27 protein-coding genes are annotated in these 26,162 nt (G+C 46.3%); 3 read left to right on the top strand and 24 right to left on the bottom strand.

All coding sequences use genetic code 11. The annotated features are described in order from the left end of the window. Positions 1–6: 6 nt before the first annotated feature. The 14 genes from AOC29_RS00135 to AOC29_RS00070 all read right to left on the bottom strand — a co-directional run bounded on the left by AOC29_RS00135 (position 7) and on the right by AOC29_RS00070 (position 12,321). Positions 7–423 carry a F0F1 ATP synthase subunit epsilon gene (locus AOC29_RS00135; protein WP_215296084.1) on the bottom strand — a complete coding sequence of 139 codons (417 nt, stop codon included), beginning with the start codon at positions 421–423 and terminating at the stop codon, positions 7–9. Between the two features lie 21 nt (positions 424–444). Beyond that, complete coding sequence (gene atpD, locus AOC29_RS00130) at positions 445–1,845, bottom strand: F0F1 ATP synthase subunit beta (protein ID WP_112202554.1); 1,401 nt, start codon at positions 1,843–1,845, stop codon at positions 445–447. A 54-nt stretch (positions 1,846–1,899) separates the two neighbouring features. After that, positions 1,900–2,769: a F0F1 ATP synthase subunit gamma gene (gene atpG, locus AOC29_RS00125; RefSeq protein WP_215296083.1), complete on the bottom strand. Its 870-nt coding sequence runs from the start codon at positions 2,767–2,769 to the stop codon at positions 1,900–1,902. A gap of 15 nt (positions 2,770–2,784) precedes the next feature. Then, on the bottom strand, positions 2,785–4,326 hold the full coding sequence (atpA, locus tag AOC29_RS00120) for a F0F1 ATP synthase subunit alpha (protein ID WP_215296082.1): 1,542 nt from the start codon (positions 4,324–4,326) through the stop codon (positions 2,785–2,787). Positions 4,327–4,371: 45 nt separating this feature from the next. Continuing rightward, positions 4,372–4,908, bottom strand: a complete 537-nt coding sequence (locus tag AOC29_RS00115; protein WP_215297218.1) for a F0F1 ATP synthase subunit delta — start codon at positions 4,906–4,908, stop codon at positions 4,372–4,374. Between the two features lies 1 nt (position 4,909). After that, entirely contained in the window at positions 4,910–5,380 is a 471-nt protein-coding gene (locus AOC29_RS00110; RefSeq protein ID WP_215296081.1) for a F0F1 ATP synthase subunit B, read from the bottom strand. A gap of 63 nt (positions 5,381–5,443) precedes the next feature. Then, positions 5,444–5,710 carry a F0F1 ATP synthase subunit C gene (atpE, locus tag AOC29_RS00105; RefSeq protein ID WP_028818346.1) on the bottom strand — a complete coding sequence of 89 codons (267 nt, stop codon included), beginning with the start codon at positions 5,708–5,710 and terminating at the stop codon, positions 5,444–5,446. Positions 5,711–5,753: 43 nt separating this feature from the next. Next, complete coding sequence (gene atpB, locus AOC29_RS00100; protein ID WP_215296080.1) at positions 5,754–6,644, bottom strand: F0F1 ATP synthase subunit A; 891 nt, start codon at positions 6,642–6,644, stop codon at positions 5,754–5,756. Positions 6,645–6,675: 31 nt separating this feature from the next. Beyond that, entirely contained in the window at positions 6,676–7,164 is a 489-nt protein-coding gene (locus AOC29_RS00095) for an ATP synthase subunit I (RefSeq protein WP_215296079.1), read from the bottom strand. Positions 7,165–7,187: 23 nt separating this feature from the next. Next, positions 7,188–8,081, bottom strand: coding sequence for a ParB/RepB/Spo0J family partition protein (locus AOC29_RS00090; protein WP_215296078.1), 894 nt, complete (start codon positions 8,079–8,081; stop codon positions 7,188–7,190). 22 nt (positions 8,082–8,103) lie between these two features. Beyond that, positions 8,104–8,874, bottom strand: coding sequence for a ParA family protein (locus tag AOC29_RS00085; RefSeq protein ID WP_215296077.1), 771 nt, complete (start codon positions 8,872–8,874; stop codon positions 8,104–8,106). A gap of 18 nt (positions 8,875–8,892) precedes the next feature. Then, the gene (gene rsmG / locus AOC29_RS00080; protein WP_215296076.1) at positions 8,893–9,561 is read right to left on the bottom strand and encodes a 16S rRNA (guanine(527)-N(7))-methyltransferase RsmG; all 669 of its coding nucleotides are present in this window, start codon (positions 9,559–9,561) and stop codon (positions 8,893–8,895) included. Further along, a complete protein-coding gene (gene mnmG, locus AOC29_RS00075) occupies positions 9,558–11,477 on the bottom strand; it encodes a tRNA uridine-5-carboxymethylaminomethyl(34) synthesis enzyme MnmG (protein ID WP_215296075.1) in 1,920 nt (639 codons plus the stop codon). Before mnmG ends, rsmG begins: the two co-directional genes overlap by 4 nt. Positions 11,478–11,583: 106 nt before the next feature. Next, on the bottom strand, positions 11,584–12,321 hold the full coding sequence (locus AOC29_RS00070; protein ID WP_215296074.1) for a TSUP family transporter: 738 nt from the start codon (positions 12,319–12,321) through the stop codon (positions 11,584–11,586). Between the two features lie 157 nt (positions 12,322–12,478). Between AOC29_RS00070 and AOC29_RS00065 the strand changes: the two genes are divergently transcribed. From AOC29_RS00065 to AOC29_RS00055, 3 genes are read left to right on the top strand one after another with little or no spacing between them, the layout of a single operon-like run. Beyond that, a complete protein-coding gene (locus AOC29_RS00065; protein WP_215296073.1) occupies positions 12,479–13,648 on the top strand; it encodes an acyl-CoA dehydrogenase family protein in 1,170 nt (389 codons plus the stop codon). Continuing rightward, positions 13,648–14,418, top strand: coding sequence for an SDR family NAD(P)-dependent oxidoreductase (locus AOC29_RS00060; RefSeq protein WP_215296072.1), 771 nt, complete (start codon positions 13,648–13,650; stop codon positions 14,416–14,418). Before AOC29_RS00065 ends, AOC29_RS00060 begins: the two co-directional genes overlap by 1 nt. A 7-nt stretch (positions 14,419–14,425) precedes the next feature. After that, positions 14,426–15,439 (top strand): phosphotransferase family protein, encoded by a 1,014-nt coding sequence (locus tag AOC29_RS00055; protein WP_215296071.1) that lies wholly within the window; start codon positions 14,426–14,428, stop codon positions 15,437–15,439. Positions 15,440–15,444: 5 nt separating this feature from the next. Here the strand turns inward: AOC29_RS00055 and AOC29_RS00050 are convergent, their stop codons facing one another. From AOC29_RS00050 to dnaA, 10 genes are all read right to left on the bottom strand, one after another. Then, positions 15,445–16,401: a branched-chain amino acid ABC transporter permease gene (locus AOC29_RS00050; protein ID WP_215296070.1), complete on the bottom strand. Its 957-nt coding sequence runs from the start codon at positions 16,399–16,401 to the stop codon at positions 15,445–15,447. Continuing rightward, a complete protein-coding gene (locus AOC29_RS00045) occupies positions 16,398–17,282 on the bottom strand; it encodes a branched-chain amino acid ABC transporter permease (RefSeq protein WP_215296069.1) in 885 nt (294 codons plus the stop codon). The genes AOC29_RS00050 and AOC29_RS00045 overlap by 4 nt, the downstream gene beginning before the upstream one ends. A gap of 2 nt (positions 17,283–17,284) precedes the next feature. Continuing rightward, positions 17,285–18,481 carry an ABC transporter substrate-binding protein gene (locus AOC29_RS00040; protein ID WP_215296068.1) on the bottom strand — a complete coding sequence of 399 codons (1,197 nt, stop codon included), beginning with the start codon at positions 18,479–18,481 and terminating at the stop codon, positions 17,285–17,287. 28 nt (positions 18,482–18,509) lie between these two features. Continuing rightward, positions 18,510–19,214, bottom strand: coding sequence for an ABC transporter ATP-binding protein (locus tag AOC29_RS00035; protein WP_215296067.1), 705 nt, complete (start codon positions 19,212–19,214; stop codon positions 18,510–18,512). Beyond that, positions 19,211–19,972 carry an ABC transporter ATP-binding protein gene (locus tag AOC29_RS00030; RefSeq protein WP_215296066.1) on the bottom strand — a complete coding sequence of 254 codons (762 nt, stop codon included), beginning with the start codon at positions 19,970–19,972 and terminating at the stop codon, positions 19,211–19,213. Before AOC29_RS00030 ends, AOC29_RS00035 begins: the two co-directional genes overlap by 4 nt. 99 nt (positions 19,973–20,071) lie before the next feature. Continuing rightward, entirely contained in the window at positions 20,072–20,293 is a 222-nt protein-coding gene (locus AOC29_RS00025) for a DUF3717 domain-containing protein (RefSeq protein ID WP_215296065.1), read from the bottom strand. 14 nt (positions 20,294–20,307) lie between these two features. Next, positions 20,308–20,802 carry an SET domain-containing protein gene (locus AOC29_RS00020; RefSeq protein ID WP_215296064.1) on the bottom strand — a complete coding sequence of 165 codons (495 nt, stop codon included), beginning with the start codon at positions 20,800–20,802 and terminating at the stop codon, positions 20,308–20,310. 2 nt (positions 20,803–20,804) lie between these two features. Further along, entirely contained in the window at positions 20,805–23,303 is a 2,499-nt protein-coding gene (gene gyrB, locus AOC29_RS00015) for a DNA topoisomerase (ATP-hydrolyzing) subunit B (RefSeq protein WP_215296063.1), read from the bottom strand. Between the two features lie 11 nt (positions 23,304–23,314). After that, positions 23,315–24,430: a DNA polymerase III subunit beta gene (gene dnaN, locus AOC29_RS00010; protein ID WP_215296062.1), complete on the bottom strand. Its 1,116-nt coding sequence runs from the start codon at positions 24,428–24,430 to the stop codon at positions 23,315–23,317. Positions 24,431–24,694: 264 nt separating this feature from the next. Continuing rightward, the gene (gene dnaA / locus AOC29_RS00005) at positions 24,695–26,122 is read right to left on the bottom strand and encodes a chromosomal replication initiator protein DnaA (RefSeq protein ID WP_215296061.1); all 1,428 of its coding nucleotides are present in this window, start codon (positions 26,120–26,122) and stop codon (positions 24,695–24,697) included. Between the last annotated feature and the right edge of the window lie 40 nt (positions 26,123–26,162).

The following is a 26,162-nucleotide window of genomic DNA, read 5'->3' as shown; positions in this document are numbered from 1 at the left end:
CAGCGCTTACTTTTTGCGACGGAAGCGGGCAATAGCAGCCAACTGTGCAGCGGCCATAGCGAACTCGGACTGAGCCAAAGCCAAATCAAAATCGGTGCCACGGTTTTGCATGGCTTCTTCAGCACGCTTCTTAGCTTCGAGCGCTTTGGCTTCATCAAGATCATGACCTCGAATAGCAGTATCTGCTAATACGGTCACGTGGTCTGGCTGAACCTCTAAATAGCCACCCGCCACGAAAACGAACTCTTCGTCACCATCGGCTTTTTCAATACGAACTGAACCTGGACGAATACGTGTGATCAAAGGAGTGTGGCCGTGCAAAATGCCGAGCTCACCAGTTTCGCCAGGAAGCGCGACAAATTTGGCTTCCCCGCTAAAAATAGAGTGCTCAGCACTTACTACATCGACGCGTATGGTTGACATAATTTCCCTAGATGAAATCGATTAAAGCTTCTTGGCTTTCTCGATGGCTTCATCAATTGAACCCACCATGTAGAACGCTTGCTCTGGCAAGTGATCCAACTCACCACTGACGATCATCTTGAAGCCACGGATGGTTTCTTTCAATGGAACGTATTTACCTGGTGAACCAGTGAACACCTCAGCAACGTGGAAAGGCTGGGACAAGAAACGTTGAATCTTACGAGCACGAGCCACGGCCAACTTGTCTTCGGGAGACAATTCGTCCATACCCAAAATCGCAATAATGTCACGCAACTCTTTGTAGCGTTGTAATGTCATCTGAACCGAGCGAGCTACTTCATAGTGCTCTTGACCAACCACTTGTGGGTCGAGCTGACGGCTGGTAGAGTCAAGTGGGTCAACCGCTGGATAAATACCCAAAGCCGCAATATCACGTGACAACACAACAGTAGAGTCTAAGTGCAAGAAGGTTGTCGCTGGTGACGGATCAGTCAAGTCATCCGCAGGAACGTAAACAGCCTGAATGGAAGTAACAGAACCTGTCTTCGTAGAGGTAATACGCTCTTGCAATTTACCCATCTCTTCAGCCAATGTAGGCTGGTAACCCACAGCAGAAGGCATACGACCAAGCAAAGCAGAAACTTCAGTACCAGCCAATGTGTAACGGTAGATGTTGTCAACGAAGAACAAAATATCACGGCCTTCGTCACGGAATGCTTCAGCCATGGTCAAACCTGTCAACGCAACGCGCAAACGGTTACCTGGAGGCTCATTCATCTGACCAAACACCATCGCTACTTTATCGATAACGTTAGATTCTTTCATCTCGTGATAGAAGTCATTACCTTCACGAGTACGCTCACCAACACCAGCAAACACTGACAAACCTGAGTGTTGTTTAGCAATGTTGTTAATCAATTCCATCATGTTGACGGTCTTACCAACACCCGCACCGCCGAACAAGCCAACCTTACCGCCTTTAGCGAATGGGCAAACCAAGTCGATCACCTTGATGCCGGTTTCGAGCAGGTCAACGGAAGGGGAGAGTTCATCAAACTTTGGTGCTGGCTGGTGAATAGCACGACGCTCTTCAGTAGCAATTGGGCCTGCATCATCAATTGGGCGACCCAATACATCCATAATGCGGCCAAGTGTTGCTGGGCCAACTGGAACAGAAATTGGCTTACCAGTAGATTTCACTTCCATGCCACGACGCAAGCCATCGCTTGCACCCATGGCAATCGCGCGAACTACGCCGTCACCGATTTGCTGCTGAACTTCAAAGGTCAAACCTTTTTCAGCAAATGATTTTTCACCACTTTCAACTAATGTCAACGCATCATAAATGTTTGGCATTTTGTCGCGTGGGAACTGAATGTCCACCACTGGACCGATACATTGCACGATATTTCCGTTACTCATCGCTTTCTCCGCTCTTAATTCCTAAATTCTTTCGTATTCCTAAACGCTGACCGCTTAAACAGCAGCCGCTCCACCAACAATTTCTGACAACTCTTTGGTAATGGCAGCTTGTCGTGTTTTGTTGTAATCCAATTGCAATTCGCCAATCACGTTCTTCGCATTATCTGAAGCGGCCTTCATTGAAACCATGCGTGCAGATTGCTCAGAAGCCATGTTTTCAGCAACGGCTTGGTAAATCATTGCTTCAACGTAACGCTTCAACAGGCCATTTAAGATGGACTCAGCGTCAGGCTCATAGATGTAATCCCAAGAGGGGCCTGCTTTATCTTCAGGAGTCAAAGCAGCTGGCTCTAAAGGCAAAAGCTTCTCTAAAACAGGCTCTTGTTTCATTGCATTTACAAAACGGGTATATGCCAAATAGACCGCATCAATCTCACCTCTCTCAAACGCCTCTAACTGGGCAGTAATTGCGCCAATCAAAACATCTAAATGCGGTGTGTCACCAATTTGGATTGTTTGAGAAATGAGTTTCGCTTTTGAACGATTCAAAAATTGCAGGCCTTTTGAACCAATCGCGGTGTACTCAATACCAACATTTTTGTCTTGCAACTCACGCACTTGGTTAGCAATCAAACGCAGTACGTTGGTATTCAAACCACCGCATAAGCCTTTGTCTGTTGTAACCAAGATCGTGCCAACTTTCTTTACTTCACGAGTCGCCATGTAAGCAGGGCGGTACTCAGGATTTGCTTTAGAAAGATTGGCCACAATTTCACGAATTTTTTCAGCGTATGGGCGCGCATTACGCATGCGCTCCTGGGCGCGACGCATCTTGGATGCGGCGACCATTTCCATTGCCTTCGTGATCTTGCGCGTGTTTTGCACGCTCTTGATCTTTGATCGTATCTCTTTTGTGCCGGCCATGATCTCTATGCGTCCTTAGAAGGCTGCTGAACGCTTGTAGTCCTCAATCGCAGCACGCAAAGCGGCTTCGTCTTCTTTGCTCAAATCTTTAGTTTCTTCGATGCGGCCAACTAAATCTGCATATTTAGATTTCAAATGGTCTTGTAAGCCCTTTTCAAATGGCAATACATTCTTCACTTCGATATCGTCAAAGAAACCGTTGTTCACGGCATAGAGTGAAGCAGCCATTTCCCAAACTTGGAGCGGCTTATATTGAGCCTGCTTACACAATTCAGTAACACGACGGCCACGCTCGAGCTGCTTACGGGTTGCTTCGTCAAGATCTGAGGCGAACTGAGCAAACGCTGCCAATTCACGGTATTGCGCTAAGTCGGTACGAATACCGCCAGACAATTTCTTAATGACTTTAGTTTGTGCTGCACCACCAACGCGGGAAACCGAAATACCGGCGTTAATCGCAGGACGCACACCAGCGTTGAACAAGTCAGTTTCCAAGAAGATCTGACCGTCAGTAATGGAAATCACGTTGGTTGGAACGAATGCAGAAACGTCACCAGCTTGAGTTTCAATAATTGGCAATGCAGTCAAAGAACCGGTTTTACCTTTTACTGCGCCGTTGGTGAACTTCTCAACATACTCAGCGTTTACACGAGCAGCGCGCTCGAGCAAGCGTGAGTGGAGGTAGAACACGTCACCAGGATAGGCTTCACGACCTGGTGGGCGACGTAGCAACAAGGAGATTTGACGATAAGCAACCGCTTGCTTGGTCAAGTCATCGTAAACAATCAAAGCATCTTCGCCACGATCGCGGAAATATTCACCCATGGTGCAACCTGCGTATGCGGAGAGGTATTGCATCGCTGCAGACTCAGAAGCACTCGCTGCAACCACTACGGTGTAATCCATCGCGCCCAATTCTGTGAGCTTGCGAACCACGTTAGCAATAGTAGAAGCCTTTTGACCAATCGCAACGTAAACGCAATAAACGCCTTTACCCTTTTGATTAATGATCGCGTCAACTGCAACCGCTGTCTTACCAGTTTGACGGTCGCCAATGATCAACTCACGTTGACCACGGCCAATAGGAACCATCGCGTCAATCGCTTTCAAACCCGTTTGTACTGGCTGGCTAACAGATTGACGTGCGATCACGCCAGGAGCAACTTTTTCAATAAAGTCAGTTAACTTGGTATTAATTGGGCCTTTACCATCAATGGGTTGACCAAGTGCGTTAACAACGCGCCCGAGCAACTCTGGGCCAACGGGAACTTCTAAAATGCGGCCCGTACATTTAACGGGGTCGCCTTCTTTAATGTGGGTGTATTCACCCAACACTACAGCACCAACAGAATCACGCTCAAGGTTCAAAGCGAGGCCGATAGTGTTGTTAGGGAACTCCAACATTTCGCCTTGCATAACACCTGACAAGCCATGAACGCGGCAAATACCGTCGGTCACTGAAATGACGGTACCTTCATTGCGAGACTGGGTGTCAACGCCCATTTCGCTAATTCGGCTTTTGATCAGCTCGCTGATCTCGGAAGGGTTGAGTTGCATTACTTACTCCTGGGTCTTATTTCGTATGTTCTTAATCGGGATAACTTATGCGCCAAGACTTGCTTGCATTTGAGCTAACCGTGCCTTTACAGAACTATCCATTACTTCATCGCCAACTTGAATGCGAACACCGCCAATCAATGCTGGATCAACCTGAATAGTTGGGCGCAAATCTTTACCCCCAAAGCGCTTCTTCAAACTTGACAACAAATCATTTAGTGCACTTCCCTCTAGAGGGAATGCGCTGGTAATCATTACTTCTGCTGCACCTTCGCTTTTATTTTTCATCGACTCAAATTGGCTTGCAATTTCAGGGATGGCTGCGAGACGATGGCTTTGATTCACAAGGCTTAAAAAGCTAGAAACTTTGCCATCTAACTTTGTCTTGACCATACCGGAAAGAAGCTTAGTCAAATCATCAGCAGAAACTTTTGGATTATTAGACAAACCAGCGACTTCCGGCAGCACAGCGAGCTGAGCCAATTCATTCAACTGCTCGAGCATCGAAGCAAGTTCAGCAGACTGAGCACTTTGAAAAAGTGCCTCAGCATAAGGACGTGCAATGGTGGCTAACTCAGCCATATCAAAGCTCTGCCTTAAGTTGATCAAGCAATGCGCCGTGGGCTTTTGCATCCACTTCGCGACGCAAAATCTGCTCAGCGCCTTTAACGGCCAACACAGCCACTTCCGCACGCAATACTTCACGAGCACGAGTTACTTGTTGATCAGCATCTTCTTTTGCTTGCGAAATGATGCGCGCAGCTTCAGCTTGTGCGTTCGCACGAATTTCTTCGGCTGACATTTGCGCACGTTTTTCTGCTTCAGCCACACGCTGAATACCTTCTTGACGTGCTTTAGAAAGCTCTTGCTCGGCCGCATTATTTGCGAGTGCTAATTCTTCTTTGCCGCGCTCGGCCGCAGCCAAGCCATCTGCAATTTTGGTCGAACGCTCGTCTAATGCCTTAACCAATGGAGGCCACACAAAACGTGCAACCACCCACCATAAGACAAAAAAGACGATCATTTGCGCGAATAGGGTCGCGTTCAGATTCACGATATTCCTTTCAGTATTGTTGAGAACGGTTGGATGACCCGTTGGTCATCCACGCCAAAACAATTACTTAATAACTGCGAGCAGTGGGTTTGCGAAAGCAAACAACATTGCAACACCAACGCCGATCAAGAACGCAGCGTCGATCAAACCAGCCAAAAGGAACATTTTGGTTTGCAATTCGTTGATGAGTTCTGGTTGACGGGCAGCGCCCTCAATGAACTTACCACCCATTAGGCCAATGCCCAAACAGGCTCCTAAAGCGCCGAGGCCGATGATGAGGCCAATACCGATAGCGGTTAGTCCTTGAATGTTGGCTAAGAATGCTTGCATGTTTACTCCTAAGTATTGAAGGTGAGGTTAAAAATAAAAAAGGTTAATGGTGACTATGCGCTTGGCCGATGTAAACCAAGGTCAACATCATAAAAATAAAGGCTTGCAACAAAATCACCAAAATATGGAAAATTGCCCAAGCAGAGCCAGCAAGTACGTTGCCAACAAAGCCGAGCATGTAGAGATCTAAATTGAAGGTCCACATACTTCCCAAAAGGGCGATTAACAAAAATATCAACTCGCCAGCATACATATTGCCAAAAAGTCGCATTCCTAAAGAAACACCTTTAGCAATATATTCAATGATGTTGAGAATGAGATTAAATGGGGCCAGATACCACTTAGCGCCAAAAGGGGCAGAAATAAGCTCATGCAGAAATCCGCCAACGCCTTTTACCTTGAAGCTGTAAAAGAAAACCAACAGCAACACTGAGAAAGACATTCCGAGGGTGGCATTTAGATCCGTGGTTGGAACAATCTTATGGTGCGGCACGTGCACACCAAAACCTTCAATAAAGTGATTGACGCCAACAACCCAATCTACCGGAACTAAATCCAAAGTATTTAAGAGAATGATCCAGCAAAAAACAAACAGGGCCAATGGGGCAATATAAGATCTGTCACCGTGAACAATCCCTTTGGATTGAGTCTCGACCATTTCAACCAGCATTTCAACCAAACATTGAAAGCGGCCCGGGACACCTGGCGAAGCTTTGCGAGCAGCGATCACCAGCAGTAGGACTGCGACCAAGCCCATGAGGGTGGTCCAAAACATGGTATCGAAATGAATAACGCTGAAGTCAATAATGGATGCCTGTGGCCCCCCAATATTGTTGAGATTTTGCAGATGTTCCGCAATGTAGGCAGTTGGTGTAAGCGCTTCTGTAGCCGCGTGGTGGCCTACTTCTGCTGCTGCGTTAACTTCACTAGACATCTCTTACTTGTCCTTGTTTATTTGCTTCTTGTTACTTCCAAAACCACGCCAACAAGTAACACTTGAGGGTAGCCAAATAAGTAACAAGCAACGGGATCCATTTCAAATCAGGCTGCTTTAGGGCAAAGCCTATGAACAAAACGATAGTTGCTAGGATTTTGATAAATTCGCCAGAAACCACTGCCGCCAAAAAGCCGCCGGGGCTGCGTTTGACACTCTTCTTTGCCGCCTCTATTCGCATCAAAAACAGCGCGGAAGGCAAAAATCCAATCAAACCGCCTACTAAAGCCGAATAAGTATAAACGCTTTTATCAGCTTGACTGGAAAAAACAAAGCACGCTCCAGCAATCACCAGAGTAACCGCTACCTGACTTAAAACAACCCACCATGAATTGATTGAAGAAAAATTACGTGGCTTTGATGCACGCAAGGCATCCATTTCTTCTTTGCTAAGGGTTTTAAAGGAATCTTCCTCAATTTCATCCCATTCACGTTTGGTATTGAGCGGTTTGTTATTCACAAAAGTCTTTTGCCAATGAGCAGCTAGTCAGCCGCTATACCCAGCTTTTTTAATAGGGAATCAAGCTCATCAAACTGGCTAAAGCGAATTCTGAGCTCTCCGCCTTTGCCTTTGAACTTAAATTCAGCATTTAACCCAATTAAATCAGCGATTTCTTGGGTTAAGCGGCGCATGTCAGGATCACGACTCGGCACAACTTCACCAGCCTTAGTCTTTGTTTTTTTGTCCCCAATTTGTCCGCCTGCAATTACCAGCGCTGCAGCCATTCTTTCCGCTTCGCGCACAGAAAGGCCTTGAGCGGCAATCTTCTGTGCCAGTGCAACCTGGCTAGCACCAGGAAGCGGCAACAGCGCACGGGCATGGCCCATATCAATATCACCCGCCAACAGCATTGCTTGTACAGGCTTGGCCAGCTGCGCTAAGCGCAATAAATTACTAATGGCGCTACGGGACTTGCCCACTGCTTTTGCAGCCTGTTCATGCGTAAAACCAAATTCTTCGATCAAACGCGCCAAACCCTGTGACTCCTCTAGAGGGTTTAAGTCCTCACGTTGCATATTCTCTACCAAAGCCATTGCGGCTGCGGCTTGATCATCAGCATCAGAAACCAAAACAGGAACTTCTTTTAAGCCGGCAAGCGTGGCGGCACGAAAGCGTCTTTCACCAGCAATAATTTCGTACTTACCAGCGCTTACCATTCTCACCAAGAGCGGTTGCATCACGCCTTGTTCTCGAATGCTCTCCGCCAATTCTTGAAGTGCGCCCGTTTCCATTTTTTGACGTGGCTGGTATTTGCCCGCTTGCAATGCAGTTAAGGGCAAACGGTTTATTTCTGCGGAAGAGTTCGCTTGCGCAGCTTTCTCGCCGAGCAAGGCCTCTAGACCTCTGCCCAAACCTTTTTTCTTAATGGCAACCATGATGTTCTATCTTCTTAAAAAATTACATGTGTTTGATGCGCTCAACCATCTCGGCGCCAAACTCTAAATATGCTTTTGCACCGCGCGATGTCTTGTCAAACGCAACGCCCGGAAGGCCATAAGATGGCGCCTCGGCAAGCCTGACATTACGAGGAATAATCGCCTTAAAGACCTTATCTCCAAAGTGTTCTATTAACTGATCGGATACTTGCTGTTGCAAGGTCATGCGCGCATCAAACATCACTCGCAATAAACCGATAATCACCAGGTCAGGATTTAAATTGGCATGCACTTGTTTAATGGTGTTTACCAAATCCGACAAGCCTTCTAGCGCAAAGTACTCACACTGCATTGGTACGATGACGCCATTCGCAGCACACAACCCATTGAGCGTTAACAATGACAAAGCAGGCGGGCAATCAATCAAGATGAAGTCATAGTCAGTAGCTACTTGCGCAAGCGCATCTTTTAAACGTGATTCGCGCGCATCCATATCAACCAATTCAATTTCCGCTCCTGCTAAATCACGATTTGCGGGTAACACATCGTAGCCAGAACTTTCGCAAGGTTGTGCGCAATCTTTTACTGCAGCCAAGCCAATTAAAACTTGATAAATACTGTTGTTCAAATCTGCTTTTTCAACCCCAGAGCCCATCGTGGCATTCCCTTGTGGATCTAAGTCCACCAGCAATACTCGCTGTCCAAGCCCAACCAATCCCGCAGCTAAATTAACCGCGGTGGTGGTCTTACCAACCCCGCCTTTTTGATTTGCAATACAGAATATTTTTGCCATGGGTGCTTTAGGGTTTGCTTAAAGGGAAGAATTTGATTTTCTCACGGGGGTGAACACCAACAAGCGGCGCTCTACCGGCAGATTAGGAATAAACAGGGCTTGATCGGCCAATAAACGCCAATCGTCTTTGCTTACTTCAGCTATTTCCTCGTCCGCCCGCTTGGCCTTCATGGCAAATACGAGACCATCCGGCTTGAGAAGTGGCAAGGAGAGCTCCAAAAAGCGCGCTAGATTGGTAAACGCACGTGAAATAACGGCATCAAATTGACCAGGTTGTTGCATCGCAACATTTTCAACTCTTTCGCTTAATACTTCGATGTTTTTGAGCTTTAGCTTTCCTCGTATATGTTGCAAAAAAGCCGTCTTTTTACGGATTGCCTCAATCAGACTCAAGCGCCACTCAGGCTGGACAATGGCAATGGGAATGGCTGGCAAGCCACCGCCCGAGCCGAGGTCGGCAATTTTAGGCGTGGAAGTCTTTAGAAATTGCCTCAATAGAGGTAAAACGGAAATAGAATCAATCAGATGGAGGCGCACTGAATCTTTTTGATCTTCAATTGCCGTGAGGTTATGCACCTGATTCCAGCGGCTCATTTCTTGCAAAAAAACCTCTAAGTCTGCAATGTTGGTATCACTTAAATTGAGGCCCAATTCTTCAATGCCCAGCGCAAGCAAATCTTCGGTCATGCAGCCTCTTGGGTACGGCCCAAACCTTTTTTAAGGTGTACCAAAAGCAAAGAGAGTGCTGCTGGAGTTACCCCTGAGATTCTTCCTGCTTGACCCAGTGTTGCTGGTTTATGCAAATTCAGCTTTTGCTGAACCTCTTTAGACAGGCCCAGAACTTGCGAATAATCAAGCGACTCTGGGAGGGGGAAGGTCTCGTTGTGCTCCTGACGGGTAATTTCAAGTGCCTGACGATCAATGTAGCCCTGGTATTTAATGGAAATCTCGACCTGGTCACTAATTTGAGCAGCTAAACCGAGATCTTCATCCAAAACACCTGGCGACCACATGCCGTTACCCAAGCTAGCAATGGCTTGATAAGTAATGCCGGGACGCCTTAAAAGCTCGGTTAAATTACATTCATGGGATAAGTCTTGACCCAGCAACTGAGAAATCAGGGGGGCGGCTTCATGTTTTGGCCCCACCCAAATATCTTGCAAACGAGATGTTTCACGTGAAACAGCCTCTTGTTTTCTGCAAAATACTTCCCAACGATAGTCATCAACCAAGCCAAGTTCACGACCAATCCCAGTTAAACGCATATCTGCATTGTCTTCGCGCAAGCTCAAGCGGTACTCGGCACGACTAGTAAACATACGGTAGGGCTCTTGGACCCCGCGGGTGATTAAGTCATCTACGAGGACACCAATATAGGATTCGCTCCGCTTTGGAAGCCAAGGTTCTTTGCCTTGGGAGGCCAATCCAGCATTAATACCTGCCAACATGCCTTGGGCGGCAGCCTCTTCATAACCCGTCGTGCCATTGATCTGCCCAGCAAAATACAAACCCCCAATAACCCTAGTCTCTAGGCTATGGCGCAATTGGCGTGGATCAAAGAAGTCATACTCAATGGCATACCCCGGGCGCACAATGACTGCAGACTCTAAGCCGCGAATGCTGCGGACTAAATCCCATTGAATATCAAAGGGGAGGCTAGTCGAAATCCCATTGGGATAAAACTCATTGGTTGTTAGTCCCTCAGGCTCCAAAAAGATTTGATGGCTATTTTTAGAGGCAAAACGATGAATTTTGTCCTCAATAGAAGGGCAGTATCGTGGACCAACGCCCTCAATCACGCCCGTATACATTGGCGAGCGATCCAAACCACCCCGAATAATGTCATGCGTTTTCTCATTTGTATGAGAAATCCAACAGGGAACCTGCCTAGGATGCTGTTCTGGGCGCCCTAAATAGGAAAAAACGGGGAGCGGATCCAAATCGCCAGGTTGCTCAAGCATCACTGAGAAGTCAATAGTTCTGCCATCAATGCGAGGCGGGGTGCCAGTCTTTAGTCTACCCTGGGGAAGCTTTAGCTCTTTCAGGCGGGCAGAGAGGGAAACGGCCGCAGGATCGCCTGCACGACCACCGGCATAGTTATTCATGCCAACATGGATTTTGCCGTCCAAAAAGGTTCCAGCGGTAAGAACCACTTTTTTGGCCATAAACTCGAGACCCATTTGGGTCAACACACCTTGAACCTCGTCGCCCTGAACTATAAGATCATCTACCGCAGCCTGAAATAGGCTTAAGTTGGGTTGGTTTTCGAGCCTTCGTCGGATAGCAGCTTTATAGAGGATTCGATCGCCTTGAGCACGAGTCGCACGAACCGCGGGACCCTTGCTTGAATTGAGAATCCGGAACTGGATTCCTGCCTCGTCAGTTGCGGCAGCCATGGCACCACCCATGGCATCAATTTCTTTAACTAGGTGACCCTTACCAATCCCTCCAATCGAAGGATTGCAACTCATTGCCCCCAGATTTTCAATGCTGTGGGTAATTAATAGGGTGTCGCAGCCCATGCGCGCCGATGCAAGGGCAGCCTCAGTCCCAGCGTGCCCACCGCCTACAACAATGACATCGAAACTTTTGGAATAACGCATGATTTGCCTCAGATAGGGCGATGATCATAGCATTTTGTTTGTTTCACGTGAAACAAAAGATCATAAAATCTTGGAAAATCAATGGGGTAATTTATAAGTCGTTGATTTAATTGATAAAATATGCATTCCAGGCTGACTTCAGAATCAAAGCCGTCACAATGACCAAAAAAGCCTTTCTAACAAATGAGCTGCCGTGCTGAATTGCCAGGCGGCTTCCAAATTGACTGCCTGCAATGTTGGCAATCATCATGGCCAAACCAAGAGGCCAGTTAATTTGCCCAAGACTGGCTAGCATTAAGATAGCAGCTAAATTAGTGGCGACATTCACCAGTTTTGTTGCAGCTGAGGCATGCAAAAAGTCAAAAGCAAAGAATCGCACAAAACCAAAAAGCAAAAAGCTGCCGGTGCCAGGGCCGAAGAAGCCATCGTAAAACCCAATCGTTAGACCAAGCGTAGCTGCTTTAAGTTGCTGAAAACGACTTTCGCCTTTGGGGGCATGGGCCTCACCAAGCGATGGCTGAAACCAGGTGTAGAGCAAAAGAAACAGCAAAACAAAGGGCAGCGCTTTACGCAAAGGCTCTGCTGGAAAGCTGCTAACTGCGCTAGCACCCAAAAGCGAGCCCAAAAAACCCGCCACGATTGCAGGCAATACAACCGCCCAGGGGAGAGATACATGATGCAAATATTTTCGTGCAGCATTTAAAGTGCCGCCAACAGCAGAAACTTTATTAGTAGAAAGTAATGTTGCAGGATGTTCGTTAGGGTAAGCAGCAAATAGAGCGGGGACCTGAATTAAGCCTCCGCCGCCAGCCACTGCATCAACTAAGCCAGCAAAAAAAGCCATCGCCAATAGCAAGGGCCAAATGAAAATTGAAAATTCGATAAAGGGCTCAATTAAAAAATAATCATAAGGTCTTACGTGGCAGCCTTATTCAAAATGTATTTTAGTCATAGGAAGTTTTAAGTGTAATTTCAGTTTTGCCTGCTATTACAATCTAGCAATGGACTTCTCTTTAACGCCCAAACTAGAAGGGTTGCGGGATCGGACGCGCTCATTTATTCGCGATCAAGTGATTCCGTTCGAAAAAGATCCGCGCCAAAATGAACATGGTCCCTCCGAAGAGTTACGTAAGGAATTGATCGAGCTTGCTCGAAAAGCGGGTTTATTAACGCCACACGCTTCGATTGAAATGGGTGGCTTAGGATTAAGTCATATAGAAAAAGCCATCGTTTTTGAAGAGGCGGGCTACTCTTCATTAGGGCCGACTGCGATGAATATCCACGCGCCCGATGAAGGCAACATTCATTTACTAGAAGAAATTGCTAGTCCAGAACAAAAAGAGCGTTGGCTTCGCCCTTTAGTTGCAGGAAAAATTCGCTCATGTTTTGCCATGACAGAACCTGCTCCCGGGGCTGGCTCAGATCCTTCAATGCTCATGACCACAGCCACTAAAGATGGTGAAGATTATCTTATTAACGGTCTAAAGTGGTTTATTACTGGAGCCGATGGAGCAGACTTTGTCATCATCATGGCCCGCGGGGAAGATGGCTCTGCCACCATGTTTTTATCAGACATGAATGTGCCAGGTATTGAGCTTGTTCGAAATATGGATGCGATGGATAGCTGCTTTGCTGGCGGACATAGCGTTCTTCGGTTCACAAATTTACGCGTCTCTTCCAAACAAATATTGGGTGAGCTTGGTAAGGGCTTTAAAAATGCTCAAGTACGTTTAGCACCTGCGCGACTAACCCATTGCATGCGTTGGCTTGGTCAAGCGCAACGTGCGCAAGACATTGCAATTGCCTACGCAAAGAAAAGAGAAGCCTTTGGGAAAATTTTAGGCGAGCATGAGGGCGTTGGATTTATGTTGGCAGATAACGATATGGATCTGCAAACCTCTCGACTAAATATTTGGCATACTGCCTGGCTTTTGGATCAAGGGCAACGCTGTAATTTTGAGTCTAGTCGCGCAAAAGTCATTTGCTCTGAGACCGAGTGGCGAGTGGTAGATCGTTGCGTACAAATGTTGGGTGGCCAAGGTGTCACCGGTGAAACCGCGCTGATGAAAATTTTTAAAGATATGCGTGGCTTCCGAATCTATGATGGCCCAAGTGAAGTTCATCGTTGGAGCATGGCTCGCAAAATTATTGGAAATAAAGAAACTAAGTGATGGATATCAATCAGCTGTTTCGATTGGATAATAAAACAGCGCTTGTAACGGGCGCGTCGAGTGGTATCGGCAAGCATTGCGCGCTACTGCTTGCCAAGGCTGGCGCAAAGGTAGCAATCGCATCTCGACGTATAGACCAACTTCAAGCTGTAGTCGATGAAATTACTCAATTGGGCGGCCAAGCAAAAGCATTTGAGCTTGATGTCACGAACAACAAAAGTGTGGCGCAGTGTTTTGATGAGCTTGCGCAGTGGTCATTGCCGACGATCGTTATCAACAACGCTGGCATGAGCATCAATCGCAAATTACTTGACCAAACTGAGGAAGACTGGGATCGGGTAATCGATACGAATCTGAAGGGCTGTTGGTTGGTTGCTACCGAAGCGGCGCGGCGACTAGCGGAAGCCAATAAGCCTGGAAATATTGTCAATATTGCCTCTATCTTGGGGGAGCGAGTCATTGGCGGGGTAGCCCCTTATGTCATCTCAAAAGCGGGCGTGGTGCAACTCACAAAAGTAATGGCTCTTGAGTTAGCGCGTCATCAAATCCGCGTCAATGCCTTGTTACCAGGCTATGTGATTACTGACCTCAATCGCGAATTTCTACTAAGTGAAGCTGGACAAAAAATTCTGGCACGCATCCCTTCACGGCGCTTTAATAATTTAGAAGACTTGAATGGGCCATTATTGCTCTTAGCCTCTGACGCTAGCACTGCAATGACCGGTGCAACTATTGCGGTAGATAGCGGCCACCTGATTAACGGCTTATAAATACAAATTGCTTATACAAACCCCCTCTTTTCAAGAGTCGCTTGAGCAGTACTTAAATTCATTAGGGTTTATTAGAGGCCGCATTGAGCTTAGCCAGCTAACTGGTGGCCAATCGAACCCGACATTCAAAATTACTAACGGCAGTTCTCATTACGTGCTTAGAAAAAAACCGAATGGGGTTTTATTACCATCAGCGCATGCAGTTGATCGAGAGCATCGCGTGATGAAAGCGCTGGCAGGTACAGACGTACCGATTCCCCAAATGCTAGCTTATTGTGAAGATGAGAGCATTATTGGAACCGCCTTTTTCATCATGGAATATCTTGATGGAAGGGTATTCGTTGATCAGTCTTTGCCAGACATATCAGCAAATGATCGTCGTAAGATTTATGAAGAAATGAATCGCACCATCTCTGCTATACATCGCCTAGATTATGCGTCGCTTGGATTAGAAACTTTTGGTAAGCCTGGCAACTATTTTGCAAGACAAATTGCGCGCTGGTCTCGGCAAGTGCGCGAATCGAGTATTGCCATACCCGATTCTCTTAATAAATTGATGGACTGGTTGCCCGAGCACATTCCTGCTGGAGACGAAACCTCGCTCATCCACGGCGACTTTCGCATGGACAACCTCATCTTTCACAAAACGGATTTACGCATCATCGGCGTTTTGGATTGGGAGCTTTCTACGCTTGGCAACCCGTTGGCTGACTTTGCTTACCAATGCATGGCCTGGAGAATCCCGCCAAGCCTATGGCGCGGAATACAAGGTCTCGACTTACTTGCACTAGGAATTCCTAGTGAGTCTGAATATATCGCTATGTATGAAAAACAAGTGGGAAGATCGATTTCAGAACACTGGCCTTTTTTGATGGCCTACAACTTATTTCGAATTTCGGCAATTTTGCACGGCATTACTAAACGCGCAATGGATGGCAATGCCAATGCAAGTGATGCCATTGAAAACGGGGCAAAAGCGGGGGCGCTTGCTGATCTCGGTTGGGCTTGTACACAACAGTAAAGCTATTACTTTTTAGTAAAGATACCAACCAATCCGCGGCGAAAAGCCATTACACAGAAAACAAATATCAGGCCCGTAACAATGGTAACGGACTCGCCCAAAGAGTTAAACCACGCGACACCCGTAATTTGAGCTAAGAAGTTTCCAATCTCACCCACTCTATGTTCAAGCAGAACAATTACCAGCGCCCCAACAAATGGGCCCACCAAGGTGCCAACGCCACCAACCAAGGTCATCAAAATAACCAAGCCGGACATTGACCAGTGCACATCTGTCAGAGTCTCGAAGCCTAATACCAATGCTTGAACGGCCCCAGCCAAACCAGCTAGTGCAGCAGACAAAATAAATACTAAAAACTTAAAACGATTGACGTTATAGCCTAGAGATATTGCACGCGGCTCGTTTTCTTTAATTGCTTTTAGGATCTGTCCAAACGGGGAGGAAATGATTCTTGAAATAAATAAGAACCCAACAAGTGTTGTAGCCAAAACAAAGTAATAAAGATTTAAGTCATTTTGTAAGTTGATTAGGCCAAACAGCTCGCCTCTCGGGATGCCCTGAAAGCCATCCTCACCCCCAGAAGCTGGGGCTTGCAGGCAAATAAAGTAAAACATTTGCGCCAAGGCCAAAGTAATCATAGAAAAGTAAATGCCCTGTCTTCTAATTGCAAGGCCGCCAATCAGCGCACCCAAGGCTGCAGCAAACAAAACCCCAAGCAAGATTCCGCCTGCCGGGCCAACGCCCATTTCTCGCATCAAATATCCCGCACAGTATCCGGCGCCACCGAAAAATGCGGCATGGCCAAAAGATAGAAGGCCTGTATAGCCCAACAATAAATTAAATGCTGCCGCAAAAAGAGCAAAACATAAAATCTTCATTAGGAAAATAGGGTAAGCAAAAAATGGTGCCGCTATTGCGACAGCAAGTATTGCCAGAAAAAGCCAGAGCTTAAGTGATTTCATTTTTCACGCCCAAACAGGCCTGCCGGCCTAAAGAGCAAAACAATCACCATGATCGCAAATACCACAGTGCTTGAAGCTTCTGGATAAAACACCTTGGTCAAGCCCTCAACCAAACCCAATCCTAGGCCAGTAACAATTGACCCCATGATAGAACCCATGCCGCCAATCACCACCACAGCAAACACAACAATGATGAGGTTAGACCCCATCAGCGGAGAAACCTGAATAATCGGTGCAGCGAGCACGCCTGAAAATGCCGCAAGTGCAACCCCAAACCCATAAGTCAATGTTGTCATCAGAGGAAAATTCACCCCAAATGCCTGAACTAGTGTTGGGTTTTCTGTGCCAGCGCGTAAATAAGCGCCAATGCTAGTTTTTTCTATCACGTACCACGTGGCAAAACATACCGTAAGGGAAGCAAGCACCACCCATGCACGATAGTTTGGCAAAACCATAAAACCTAAATCGGTGGCTCCGCGCAAGGCATCGGGAGCGCTATAAGACAAACCCGAAGCGCCATATATGGAGCGCAGCACGCCCTCGATAAAAAGCGTTAAACCAAAGGTCAACAGCAATCCGTACAAATGATCTAGCTTATACAAATGCCTTAGCAATAAACGCTCAATCACAATGCCAATCAAGCCAACAATGATTGGGGCCAGTATGAGCATCACCCAATAGTTAATTCCAAAATATTGCCCAGCCATCCAAGTCACAATAGCGCCCAACATAAACATGGCGCCATGTGAAAAATTAATCACATTTAACAGGCCAAAAATTACCGCCAATCCCAAACTGAGGATTGCATAGAAGCTGCCGTTAACCAGCCCCAAAAGGAGCTGGCTTAACAGAGCGGAAATAGAAAGGCCGAAGATTTCCAAAATTACTTATTAGCGCACTGAGAATAAGCCTCTGGAGCAAAAGCTTTTTCCCCAGGCACGGTAGCAACTAACTTGTAGTAATCCCATGGACTTTTGACTTCGCTTGGGGTCTTTACTTCATAAAGGTACATGTCGTGAACCATGGTTCCGTCTTTGCGGATATAACCGTTTTTCGTGAACATATCGTTAATTTTGACCTTGCGCATTTGCTGCATCACTTTGTCCGAATCACTGGTACCGGCCGCTTTAACAGCATTCAAATAAGTCATCGTAGATGAATAGTTGCCTGCCTGAACCATCGTTGGCATGCGTTTCATTTTTTCAAAGAAACGTTTTGCAAACTTACGAGTCTGGTCGTTCTGATCCCAATACCAGGCCTCGGTAGCTAGCAAGCCTTGTGCATTTTGGATGCCAATTGCGTGCACATCAGTAATAAATACTAATAAACCAGCAATCTTCATGGTTTTGGTAATGCCGAACTCATTGGCGGCCTTAACGGAATTAATGGTGTCACCACCCGCATTAGCTAAGCCCAAAACCTGAGCTTTTGAAGCCTGTGCCTGCAATAGATAAGATGAAAAATCGCTCGCATTGAGTGGGTGCTTTGATGTTCCCAAAACCTTTCCACCGCTGGCATTAATCACGTTGGTTGCATCTTTCTCAAGGGCATAACCAAAAGCGTAGTCAGCAGTCAAAAAATACCAAGTCTTTAAGCCTTTGTCCATCATCCCTTTAGCTGAGCCGTTTGCCAAAGCAACCGTGTCATAGGTGTAGTGAATGGTGTATGGGGTGCACTGTTCATTGGTTAATGCGGAAGTGCCAGCGCCGTTATTGATGTAAATCCGTTTTTTTTCTGCGGCCACTTTTGAAGTTGCTAGCGCAGTTCCGGAGTTAGTTCCACCAAAGACAACGGTAACGCCGTCTTGGTCAATCCATTCTCTAGTTTTAGATGCAGCAATATCGGCTTTGTTTTGGTGGTCCGCTGAAACCACTTCAATTTTTTTACCCAAAACACTGCCGCCAAAGTCGGCAATAGCCATCTTGATCGCCTCCAAACCACCCTGACCATCAATATCTGAATACAAACCAGAGATATCAGTAATAAAACCAATTTTTACAGCGGATGGATCCGCCGCATTCGCAACACTAGAAACTGCAGCTAGGGCTGCCACTGCCATAGAAATTAAAGTCCGCTTCATTGTTTTTCCTTTAAAAGTAAACACCCGACTAAACGCCTAAATAACCGTTTAAGACTTCGGCCTTGGCCTTTAAGTCTGCACGCTCAACCACCTCTACTATCAAACCACTTTCAACCACATAATGTCTGTCTGCAAGCTCCGCCGCAAATCTAAAGTTTTGCTCTACCAACACAATCGTAAAGCCCTTATTTCTTAATTTAGATACCACTTCACCAAGTTTTTCGACAATCACAGGCGCGAGGCCTTCGGTGATCTCATCTAACAACAAAAGTTTGGCGCCAGTTCTTAAAATTCGAGCCATTGCCAACATTTGCTGCTCACCACCAGAAAGTCTGGTGCCCGGACTGTTTCTTCTTTCATAAAGATTTGGGAACATCTCGTAAATTTCTTCTAGCTCCATGCCACCAGAAGAAACCTTTGGGGGAAGGAGTAGGTTCTCTTGCGCGTCTAGGCTACCGAAAATACCCCTCTCTTCTGGACAATAGCCAATGCCTAGGCGAGCGATTTGATAGGTTGGGAGATCGACAGTCTCAACTCCAAAGACATTGATAACACCCTTACGCTTACTGGTCATGCCCAAGATAGTTTTCAGAATGGTGCTTCTACCAGCGCCGTTTCTCCCTAAAAGCGTGACAACCTCACCATCGCGCACCGCAAAATTTACACCATGCAAAATATGGGACTCCCCATACCAGGACTCTAAATTTTTAACCTCTAGCGCCATACCGCTCATAAATTATCGCCCCCGTGGCTGCCCATATAGGCCTCAATCACTAGCGGGTTTTTCGAAACCTCTTGATAAGGGCCTTCTGCCAAAACAGCCCCGCGCTGGAGCACAGTAATCCGATCAGCAATCGAAGCAACAACTTTCATATTGTGCTCAACCATCAAGATGGTGCGTCCCTTAGCAACACGGTCAATCAACTCTGTGACGCGCTCTACGTCCTCGTGCCCCATCCCTTGCGTAGGCTCATCTAAGAGCATTAATTCTGGCTCCATGGCTAGAGTGGTTGCAATTTCTAGCGCTCGCTTACGTCCATAAGCCAGGTTCAAAGTTTGCTCGTGGGCAAACCCCTCCAACCCAACTTCATGGAGCAGCTCTAGGGCGCGATCGTTCAGAATATTGAGAGAGTCGCCGGATTTCCAAAAATGAAACTCGGTACCCAACCCTCGCTGCAGCGCAACACGAACGTTTTCTAAAACGCTTAAATGGGGGAAAACAGCTGAAATTTGAAAGGAGCGAATAATTCCCCGTCGTGCAATTAAGGCTGGGGCCTCACTTGTAATATCTAAACCATTAAATAGGATTTGACCGCTACTGGGTTCTAAGAATTTAGTTAGCAAATTGAAACATGTGGTTTTGCCCGCTCCATTGGGTCCTATGAGGGCATGAATACTCCCCCTTGACACCTTTAAGTTAACATCAGTAACAGCAGAAAACCCCTTAAAGGATTTCCCCAGGCCAATTGTCTCTAATATTGTTTCTTGCAATCTATTGTCCTCTACCCTTTGCTGGGGCAAGGTATTGAGGATACCCCAAGACGGGCTTGCTTTATATAGCGATAACCCTAAACTTTAGGGGTTTATAGCTTAGCTTTGGGTCAGCTTATTAAATGTTTGGATGGCAGTTCTTGCAAGCTCATCCAAAACATCCAGCGGCATCCGTTGCGAGCCCTGAACAATCATGAGGGCATATGGTTTGGCAAGGGCCGCCGCTTCGGGACATAAACGCAACTCATCCCCCACCGCTGGAGATTGATTGCGCCAATAATTAATGGCCGCCTCAAGCTCTTGAATGGTGATGTACAACATAAAAAGTGCGTGGTTTATTTTTTATCTTGCGCAAGCATTGTGCCGCGGCACTTTTTAGCCCCACAACGACATTCGTAATCTTTTTTCATCTGCTTAGTGACGCGACCCTCAATGTCCAGGGAGTAGTCATAAAAAAGTTCTTCACCAACCTTAAGGGCTCGCTTGGCATAAATGAAAACGCGTGGCTTACCATCGTAGATATCTTCGCGCGTTTCGCAACTAGGTTTACAAGAGTGATTAATCCAACGCGCAGCATTACCGCCATACTTAGCATCAATCACGCGACCATCATCTAGGGAAAAATAAAATGTATGGTTTGGGTCTTTGGGGTTGTGTGGATGGCGCTTCTCGGCAAGCTTCCAACTAATGCGCTCCCCTTTGTACTCAATGATTACCTGACCCTTTTTAATAGGCTTAACTACAAAAACGCCTTTACCATGGATCGGTGAAGACTTCACAACAATAAAAGACCGGTCCACCTTTGGTGGTTTTAATTTTTTAGATGCCATATTTAAACGTCTAGGTTGCGAGCAATAAGTGCGTTCTTTTCAATAAATGCGCGACGGGGCTCCACTTCGTCGCCCATCAGCGTTGTAAAGACTTGATCCGCAGCAATTGCATCTTCGATTTTTACTTGCAACAAAGTGCGAGAGCTCGCATCCATGGTGGTTTCCCATAGTTGGGATGGATTCATCTCACCAAGACCTTTATATCGCTGGCGGCTTAAGACACGCTCTGCCTCGGACAACAACCAAGAAAAAGCGCCCCTAAAGTCATTAATGGTTTGCTCTTTTTGATTCTTATCTGGATCGCCGCGGCGCACCCGTGTGCCAGGCAAAACCCTGCCCGACAAAACAGCTGCTGCATTCGCAAGGCTTTGATAGTCATCGCCATGAACAAAGTCAGAATTAATTGTGGATAGCTTGAGGTTGCCATGAATACGGCGTGATAACAACAAACGAAAACGCTCAGTGCGATCTTCTTTTTGCACAATAATTTCTGGTGGCAGAGCCAGTGGATTGAGTGAATCGGCAAGAGCCAACCTTAATCGGTCCGCAGATTCATGCGCTGATTTTTCGGTATCCAAATTCAATTGAGTACCAGAAGCAATGGCTCGCAATGCATCTTCATCAATGGTGCGAGATAAACGATCGACAATCGACTGTATGACTTGGTAGTGCTTGGCCAACTCGTTCAATGATTCGCCCTCGATCAACTCTCCCGTCGGGGTCTGGAGAGAGGCGGTTTCTAGGGCGATCTTTAGCAACAATTGATTGAGCTCTGCATCGTCCTTAATGTATTGCTCGCTCTTACCAAACTTCACTTTATAGAGTGGTGGCTGAGCAATATAAATGTGGCCACGCTCAATCAGCTCTGGCATCTGCCTATAGAAGAACGTTAGGAGCAGTGTACGAATGTGACTTCCATCTACGTCCGCATCGGTCATGATGATGATGCGGTGATAACGAAGTTTGTCAGCTTTATATTCTTCAACACCAATACCGGTGCCCAATACCGTAATGAGTGTTACAACCTCTTGGCTTGCCAACATTTTGTCAAAGCGGGCTTTTTCAACGTTCAGGATTTTTCCCTTTAAAGGAAGAATTGCCTGGAAGCGACGATCTCGCCCCTGTTTGGCAGAGCCACCCGCGGAGTCGCCCTCAACAATAAATAACTCGGACTTTGCCGGGTCTTTTTCTTGACAGTCTGCCAACTTACCAGGCAAACCCAAACCATCTAATGCGCCCTTGCGTCTTGTCATGTCGCGCGCTTTACGCGCAGCTTCACGGGCACGAGCAGCGTCGACAATTTTTCCACAAAGAATTTTTGCGTCGGCTGGTCGCTCCTGCAGGTAAGCGCTTAAGGCCTCAGCAACAATTTCTTCTACCGGCCCCCGAACTTCGCTTGAAACCAGCTTGTCTTTTGTTTGGCTAGAAAATTTTGGCTCCGGCACTTTCACCGACAAGACGCAGGCAAGGCCTTCGCGCATATCATCGCCGGAAATTTCTACTTTTGCTTTTTTGGCTACTTCGTTTTCATCAATATATTTGTTAATAACTCGCGTCATCGCAGCACGCAAACCAGTTAAGTGGGTGCCGCCATCCCGCTGGGGAATGTTGTTGGTAAAACAAAGCACTTGTTCGCTAAAGCTATCATTCCATTGCATTGAAACTTCAGCAGTAATTTGACCACCGAGGTCGGAAGGGCGAATGCCTTCGGCATAAAAAATATTAGGGTGTAAAACATTTTTGGTTTGGTTGATGTACTCAACAAAACCTTTGACGCCGCCAGAAAATGCAAAGTCTTCTTCCTGGCCAGTACGCTGGTCAATCAATTTAATATGTACCCCGTTATTCAAGAACGAGAGTTCACGAATACGCTTTACTAGAATTTCGTAATGAAACTCAACATTTCCAAAAATCTCTTCGTCGGCTAAGAAATGAACTTCAGTACCTGAAAGTTCGGTGTCGCCTGTAACGGTAATGGGTGAGGTGACAACGCCATTTTCCTGTTGGATGTTCCGATTCTGAATAACGCCACGAGCAAACTCCATGTAATGTGCTTTGCCGTCGCGACGAATCGTGAGCTTTAACCACTTTGAGAGTGCGTTGACGCAACTTACACCCACGCCATGTAAACCACCAGAAACCTTATAACTGTTTTGATCAAACTTACCACCAGCATGTAACTCAGTCATCACAATTTCAGCCGCACTTCTCTTTGGCTCATGCTTGTCGTCGTACTTGATGCCAGTTGGTACACCCCGGCCGTTATCCACAATTGAGATGGAATTATCGGTTTGTATAACAACCGTAATCTCGGAGCAGTATCCCGCTAATGCTTCGTCGATTGAATTATCTAAAACCTCAAAAACAAGGTGGTGCAATCCTGTGCCATCAGAGGTGTCTCCAATGTACATACCAGGACGTTTACGAACAGCTTCTAGACCCTCTAAGATTTGAATCGATGCGGCGCCGTACTGCTCTACTACTTTTTTTTCTTCAGTCATGTTCTTCTAAATTAAATGCGCATTGGCATTACAACGTACTTAAAGTTCTCTGATCCAGGTAATGTAATCACAGCACTACTGTTTGCATCTCCCAAACTAATTTGAATTTTTTCATTCTTTAGATTTGCTAAGACGTCTAGTAAATAACTCACATTAAATCCAATCTCTACTGCATCGCCGCCATATTCGGTCTCAATTTCTTCCTGCGCCTCTTCTTGCTCAGCATTGGTTGATTGAACGGTAATGCGATTTGGTGATAGGGAAAAACGAACCCCTTTAAATTTGTCTGTGGTCAAAATCGCAGCGCGTTGAAGTGCGGCTTGCAGTACATCGCGATCAACTATTAAAGAGTTTTTATGTCCCTTGGGAATTACCCTTTGGAAATCTGGAAACTTACCTTCAACCAGTTTAGAAATAAGCTCAATGTCCCCAAAGGCGAACTTCACCTGGTTTGCGGTTAAGCTGATTTCTAAAGGCTCATCAGAATCTTCAAGAAGGTGTTGGCACTCTAGAATGGTTTTGCGAGGAATAATAATTTCTTGTCTTTGACCTGAACCAGACGGAGCTTCAGCAAGCTCCACTTGGGAAAACGCCAAGCGATGACCGTCAGTTGCAACAGCGACAACCTCTTTACCCTCAATCACCAACAACATACCATTTAGGTAATAACGGATATCTTGCTGCGCCATTGAGAAATGAACTTGACTAATAAGTTGGCGGAAACTCTTTTGTGACATCTTCCAGGCTGCCGTCACCTCACCAATACTTTGCATTACAGGAAATTCTGTAGCAGATAGGGTTTGCAGCGAAAAGCGGCTTTTGCCACTCTGTACTACCATGCGATTGTCTTTAAGATTGAGCGATACCGGCCCTTCTGGTAAAGCGCGCAAAATATCCAACAACTTTCTTGCTGCCACGGTTGTCGTTACATCCTCTGAGCCAACGCCAAAATTTGCGTTAGTGGTAATTTGAATTTCGATATCAGTAGAAACAAAAGACACTTTCTCGCCACTCTTTTTAAATAAGAGGTTAGCCAAAATGGGAAGTGTATGTCTACGCTCAACAATCCCACTAACCACTTGTAGTGGTTTCAATAAATTATCGCGAGAGGTGTTAACAAGTTGCATTGCTTTTAAATCCTTGTATATATCTTAGTAGTAATAGTAATAAGGCTTCGTTTTTCCGTGGATAAGTCAAAAACCTCAAACAAAACAACACATTAAACGTCTAAAAATCTGTGGAAAACTTCTGTATAAAGACTGCATAAAAATGGGATAGCTTTTTACCAACACCCTATTTTTGCATGAAGTGTGGACTCTTCACAATTTATCCACAACTAATCCCCAAACATATCCCCATGGTTACCCACAAGCTTATCCACAGGCAAAAAATTATGCTTTCAAGGTTTGCTCGATAACGTGAATTTCATGGTTCAACTGGCTATCATGCGCCCGTTCGTCACCAATCTTTCGAACGGCGTGTAGAACGGTAGTGTGGTCTCTTCCACCAAAGAGCTCGCCGATCTCAGGGAAGCTTTTTTGGGTCAACTCTTTTGCCATAAACATGGCGATTTGGCGTGGGCGCGCAATATTAGCCGGACGCTTTTTCGAATACATATCCGCGACCTTGATGCTGTAAAAATCAGCAACAGCTTTTTGAATATTTTCGACAGAAATTTGACGGTTCTGGATTGAGAGAAGGTCCTTAAGGGCGGTTCTCGCAACCTCTATGGTTACCTCGCGACCGTGGAAGCGAACAAAAGCCAAAATCTTACGTAAAGCCCCCTCTAACTCACGAACATTTGAGCGTAGGTGTTTTGCTACAAAGAAAGCAACATCCTCGCTCATGGGGATGCCCTCGCTCACAGCCTTCTTCATCAAAATAGCTACCCGCATCTCTAGCTCAGGGGGCTCGATTGCGACCGTTAGGCCAGAGTCAAAACGAGAAATCAGGCGATCGTCAATTCCTGCCATCTCTTTGGGATAGGTGTCGCTCGTAATAATGACCTGGGACTTGTTGCTCAACAGGGCTTCAAAAGCGTAGAAAAACTCTTCTTGAGTCCTCGATTTTCCGCTAAAGAATTGAATATCATCAATCAATAGAAGGTCTAGCGAGTGGTAGTAGCGCTTAAAGCGGTCGAAGGCTTTTTGTTGGTAAGCCCTAACCACATCTGAAACATATTGTTCCGCATGAATATAGCGAATTCGGGCATTTGGCTTTTCTTTTAAAAGGTGGTTGCCAATCGCATGGATTAAATGGGTTTTTCCTAAACCAACCCCACCGTATAAAAACATGGGGTTGTAGGATGTCCCCGGGTTGTGGGCAACCTGAATCGATGCGGCCCTTGCTAGTTGGTTTGCCTTACCGGTTACAAAGGTTTCAAAGGTGAGGTTTGGGTTTAGTTTTGAGTGATCCTCAATCTCGAAAGACTGCTCTTCCACAGAAATGGTAGGGGCAACCTCAATGGCTACCCTGGCCTCAGAGGCCTCTACTTCTTTGGCGGCAATCATTACTGAGGGGCTTGCTGAGCCCTCTAAGGCAAGTACGAAACTGACATTAATTGGGTTGCCAAAGTATTGGGAGGCAAGCTCTTGAAAGCGGTCCGCAAAAGTTTTCTTAATCCAGTCTAACTTAAATCGGTTTGGTGCACCCAATGTTAGTGAATGTTCACTCTCTTCAAAAGAAATAAGCGTTAAGGGCTGTATCCAGGTTTTGAACTGCTGAGGCGACAGCTCGCGGGACAGGGCACCAAGGGCGCTATCCCAAAAACCCAAGGGGCTGACTGAATTCAAGGCGGGGGGATTTTGTAGGTTGCTCATATTTTTGGAGGATCCATTGTAGCCACCTCACAAAGTTATC

This window comes from Polynucleobacter sp. JS-JIR-5-A7 (assembly GCF_018687935.1).
Lineage (GTDB): Bacteria > Pseudomonadota > Gammaproteobacteria > Burkholderiales > Burkholderiaceae > Polynucleobacter.
Note: the sequence above shows the minus strand (reverse complement) of the source record. Positions and strands in the feature narration are given on the sequence as shown.

Excerpts from the sequence above, each read along its gene's own strand:
- AOC29_RS00135 (WP_215296084.1), bottom strand. The coding sequence starts at position 423 with ATGTCAACCATACGCGTCGATGTAGTAAGTGCTGAGCACTCTATTTTT.
- atpD (WP_112202554.1), bottom strand. The coding sequence starts at position 1,845 with ATGAGTAACGGAAATATCGTGCAATGTATCGGTCCAGTGGTGGACATT.
- atpG (WP_215296083.1), bottom strand. The coding sequence starts at position 2,769 with ATGGCCGGCACAAAAGAGATACGATCAAAGATCAAGAGCGTGCAAAAC.
- atpA (WP_215296082.1), bottom strand. The coding sequence starts at position 4,326 with ATGCAACTCAACCCTTCCGAGATCAGCGAGCTGATCAAAAGCCGAATT.
- AOC29_RS00115 (WP_215297218.1), bottom strand. The coding sequence starts at position 4,908 with ATGGCTGAGTTAGCCACCATTGCACGTCCTTATGCTGAGGCACTTTTT.
- atpE (WP_028818346.1), bottom strand. The coding sequence starts at position 5,710 with ATGCAAGCATTCTTAGCCAACATTCAAGGACTAACCGCTATCGGTATT.
- atpB (WP_215296080.1), bottom strand. The coding sequence starts at position 6,644 with ATGTCTAGTGAAGTTAACGCAGCAGCAGAAGTAGGCCACCACGCGGCT.
- AOC29_RS00090 (WP_215296078.1), bottom strand. The coding sequence starts at position 8,081 with ATGGTTGCCATTAAGAAAAAAGGTTTGGGCAGAGGTCTAGAGGCCTTG.
- AOC29_RS00085 (WP_215296077.1), bottom strand. The coding sequence starts at position 8,874 with ATGGCAAAAATATTCTGTATTGCAAATCAAAAAGGCGGGGTTGGTAAG.
- rsmG (WP_215296076.1), bottom strand. The coding sequence starts at position 9,561 with ATGACCGAAGATTTGCTTGCGCTGGGCATTGAAGAATTGGGCCTCAAT.
- mnmG (WP_215296075.1), bottom strand. The coding sequence starts at position 11,477 with ATGCGTTATTCCAAAAGTTTCGATGTCATTGTTGTAGGCGGTGGGCAC.
- AOC29_RS00070 (WP_215296074.1), bottom strand. The coding sequence starts at position 12,321 with ATGGCTTTTTTTGCTGGCTTAGTTGATGCAGTGGCTGGCGGCGGAGGC.
- AOC29_RS00065 (WP_215296073.1), top strand. The coding sequence starts at position 12,479 with ATGGACTTCTCTTTAACGCCCAAACTAGAAGGGTTGCGGGATCGGACG.
- AOC29_RS00060 (WP_215296072.1), top strand. The coding sequence starts at position 13,648 with ATGGATATCAATCAGCTGTTTCGATTGGATAATAAAACAGCGCTTGTA.
- AOC29_RS00050 (WP_215296070.1), bottom strand. The coding sequence starts at position 16,401 with ATGAAATCACTTAAGCTCTGGCTTTTTCTGGCAATACTTGCTGTCGCA.
- AOC29_RS00040 (WP_215296068.1), bottom strand. The coding sequence starts at position 18,481 with ATGAAGCGGACTTTAATTTCTATGGCAGTGGCAGCCCTAGCTGCAGTT.
- AOC29_RS00035 (WP_215296067.1), bottom strand. The coding sequence starts at position 19,214 with ATGAGCGGTATGGCGCTAGAGGTTAAAAATTTAGAGTCCTGGTATGGG.
- AOC29_RS00025 (WP_215296065.1), bottom strand. The coding sequence starts at position 20,293 with ATGTTGTACATCACCATTCAAGAGCTTGAGGCGGCCATTAATTATTGG.
- AOC29_RS00020 (WP_215296064.1), bottom strand. The coding sequence starts at position 20,802 with ATGGCATCTAAAAAATTAAAACCACCAAAGGTGGACCGGTCTTTTATT.
- gyrB (WP_215296063.1), bottom strand. The coding sequence starts at position 23,303 with ATGACTGAAGAAAAAAAAGTAGTAGAGCAGTACGGCGCCGCATCGATT.
- dnaN (WP_215296062.1), bottom strand. The coding sequence starts at position 24,430 with ATGCAACTTGTTAACACCTCTCGCGATAATTTATTGAAACCACTACAA.
- dnaA (WP_215296061.1), bottom strand. The coding sequence starts at position 26,122 with ATGAGCAACCTACAAAATCCCCCCGCCTTGAATTCAGTCAGCCCCTTG.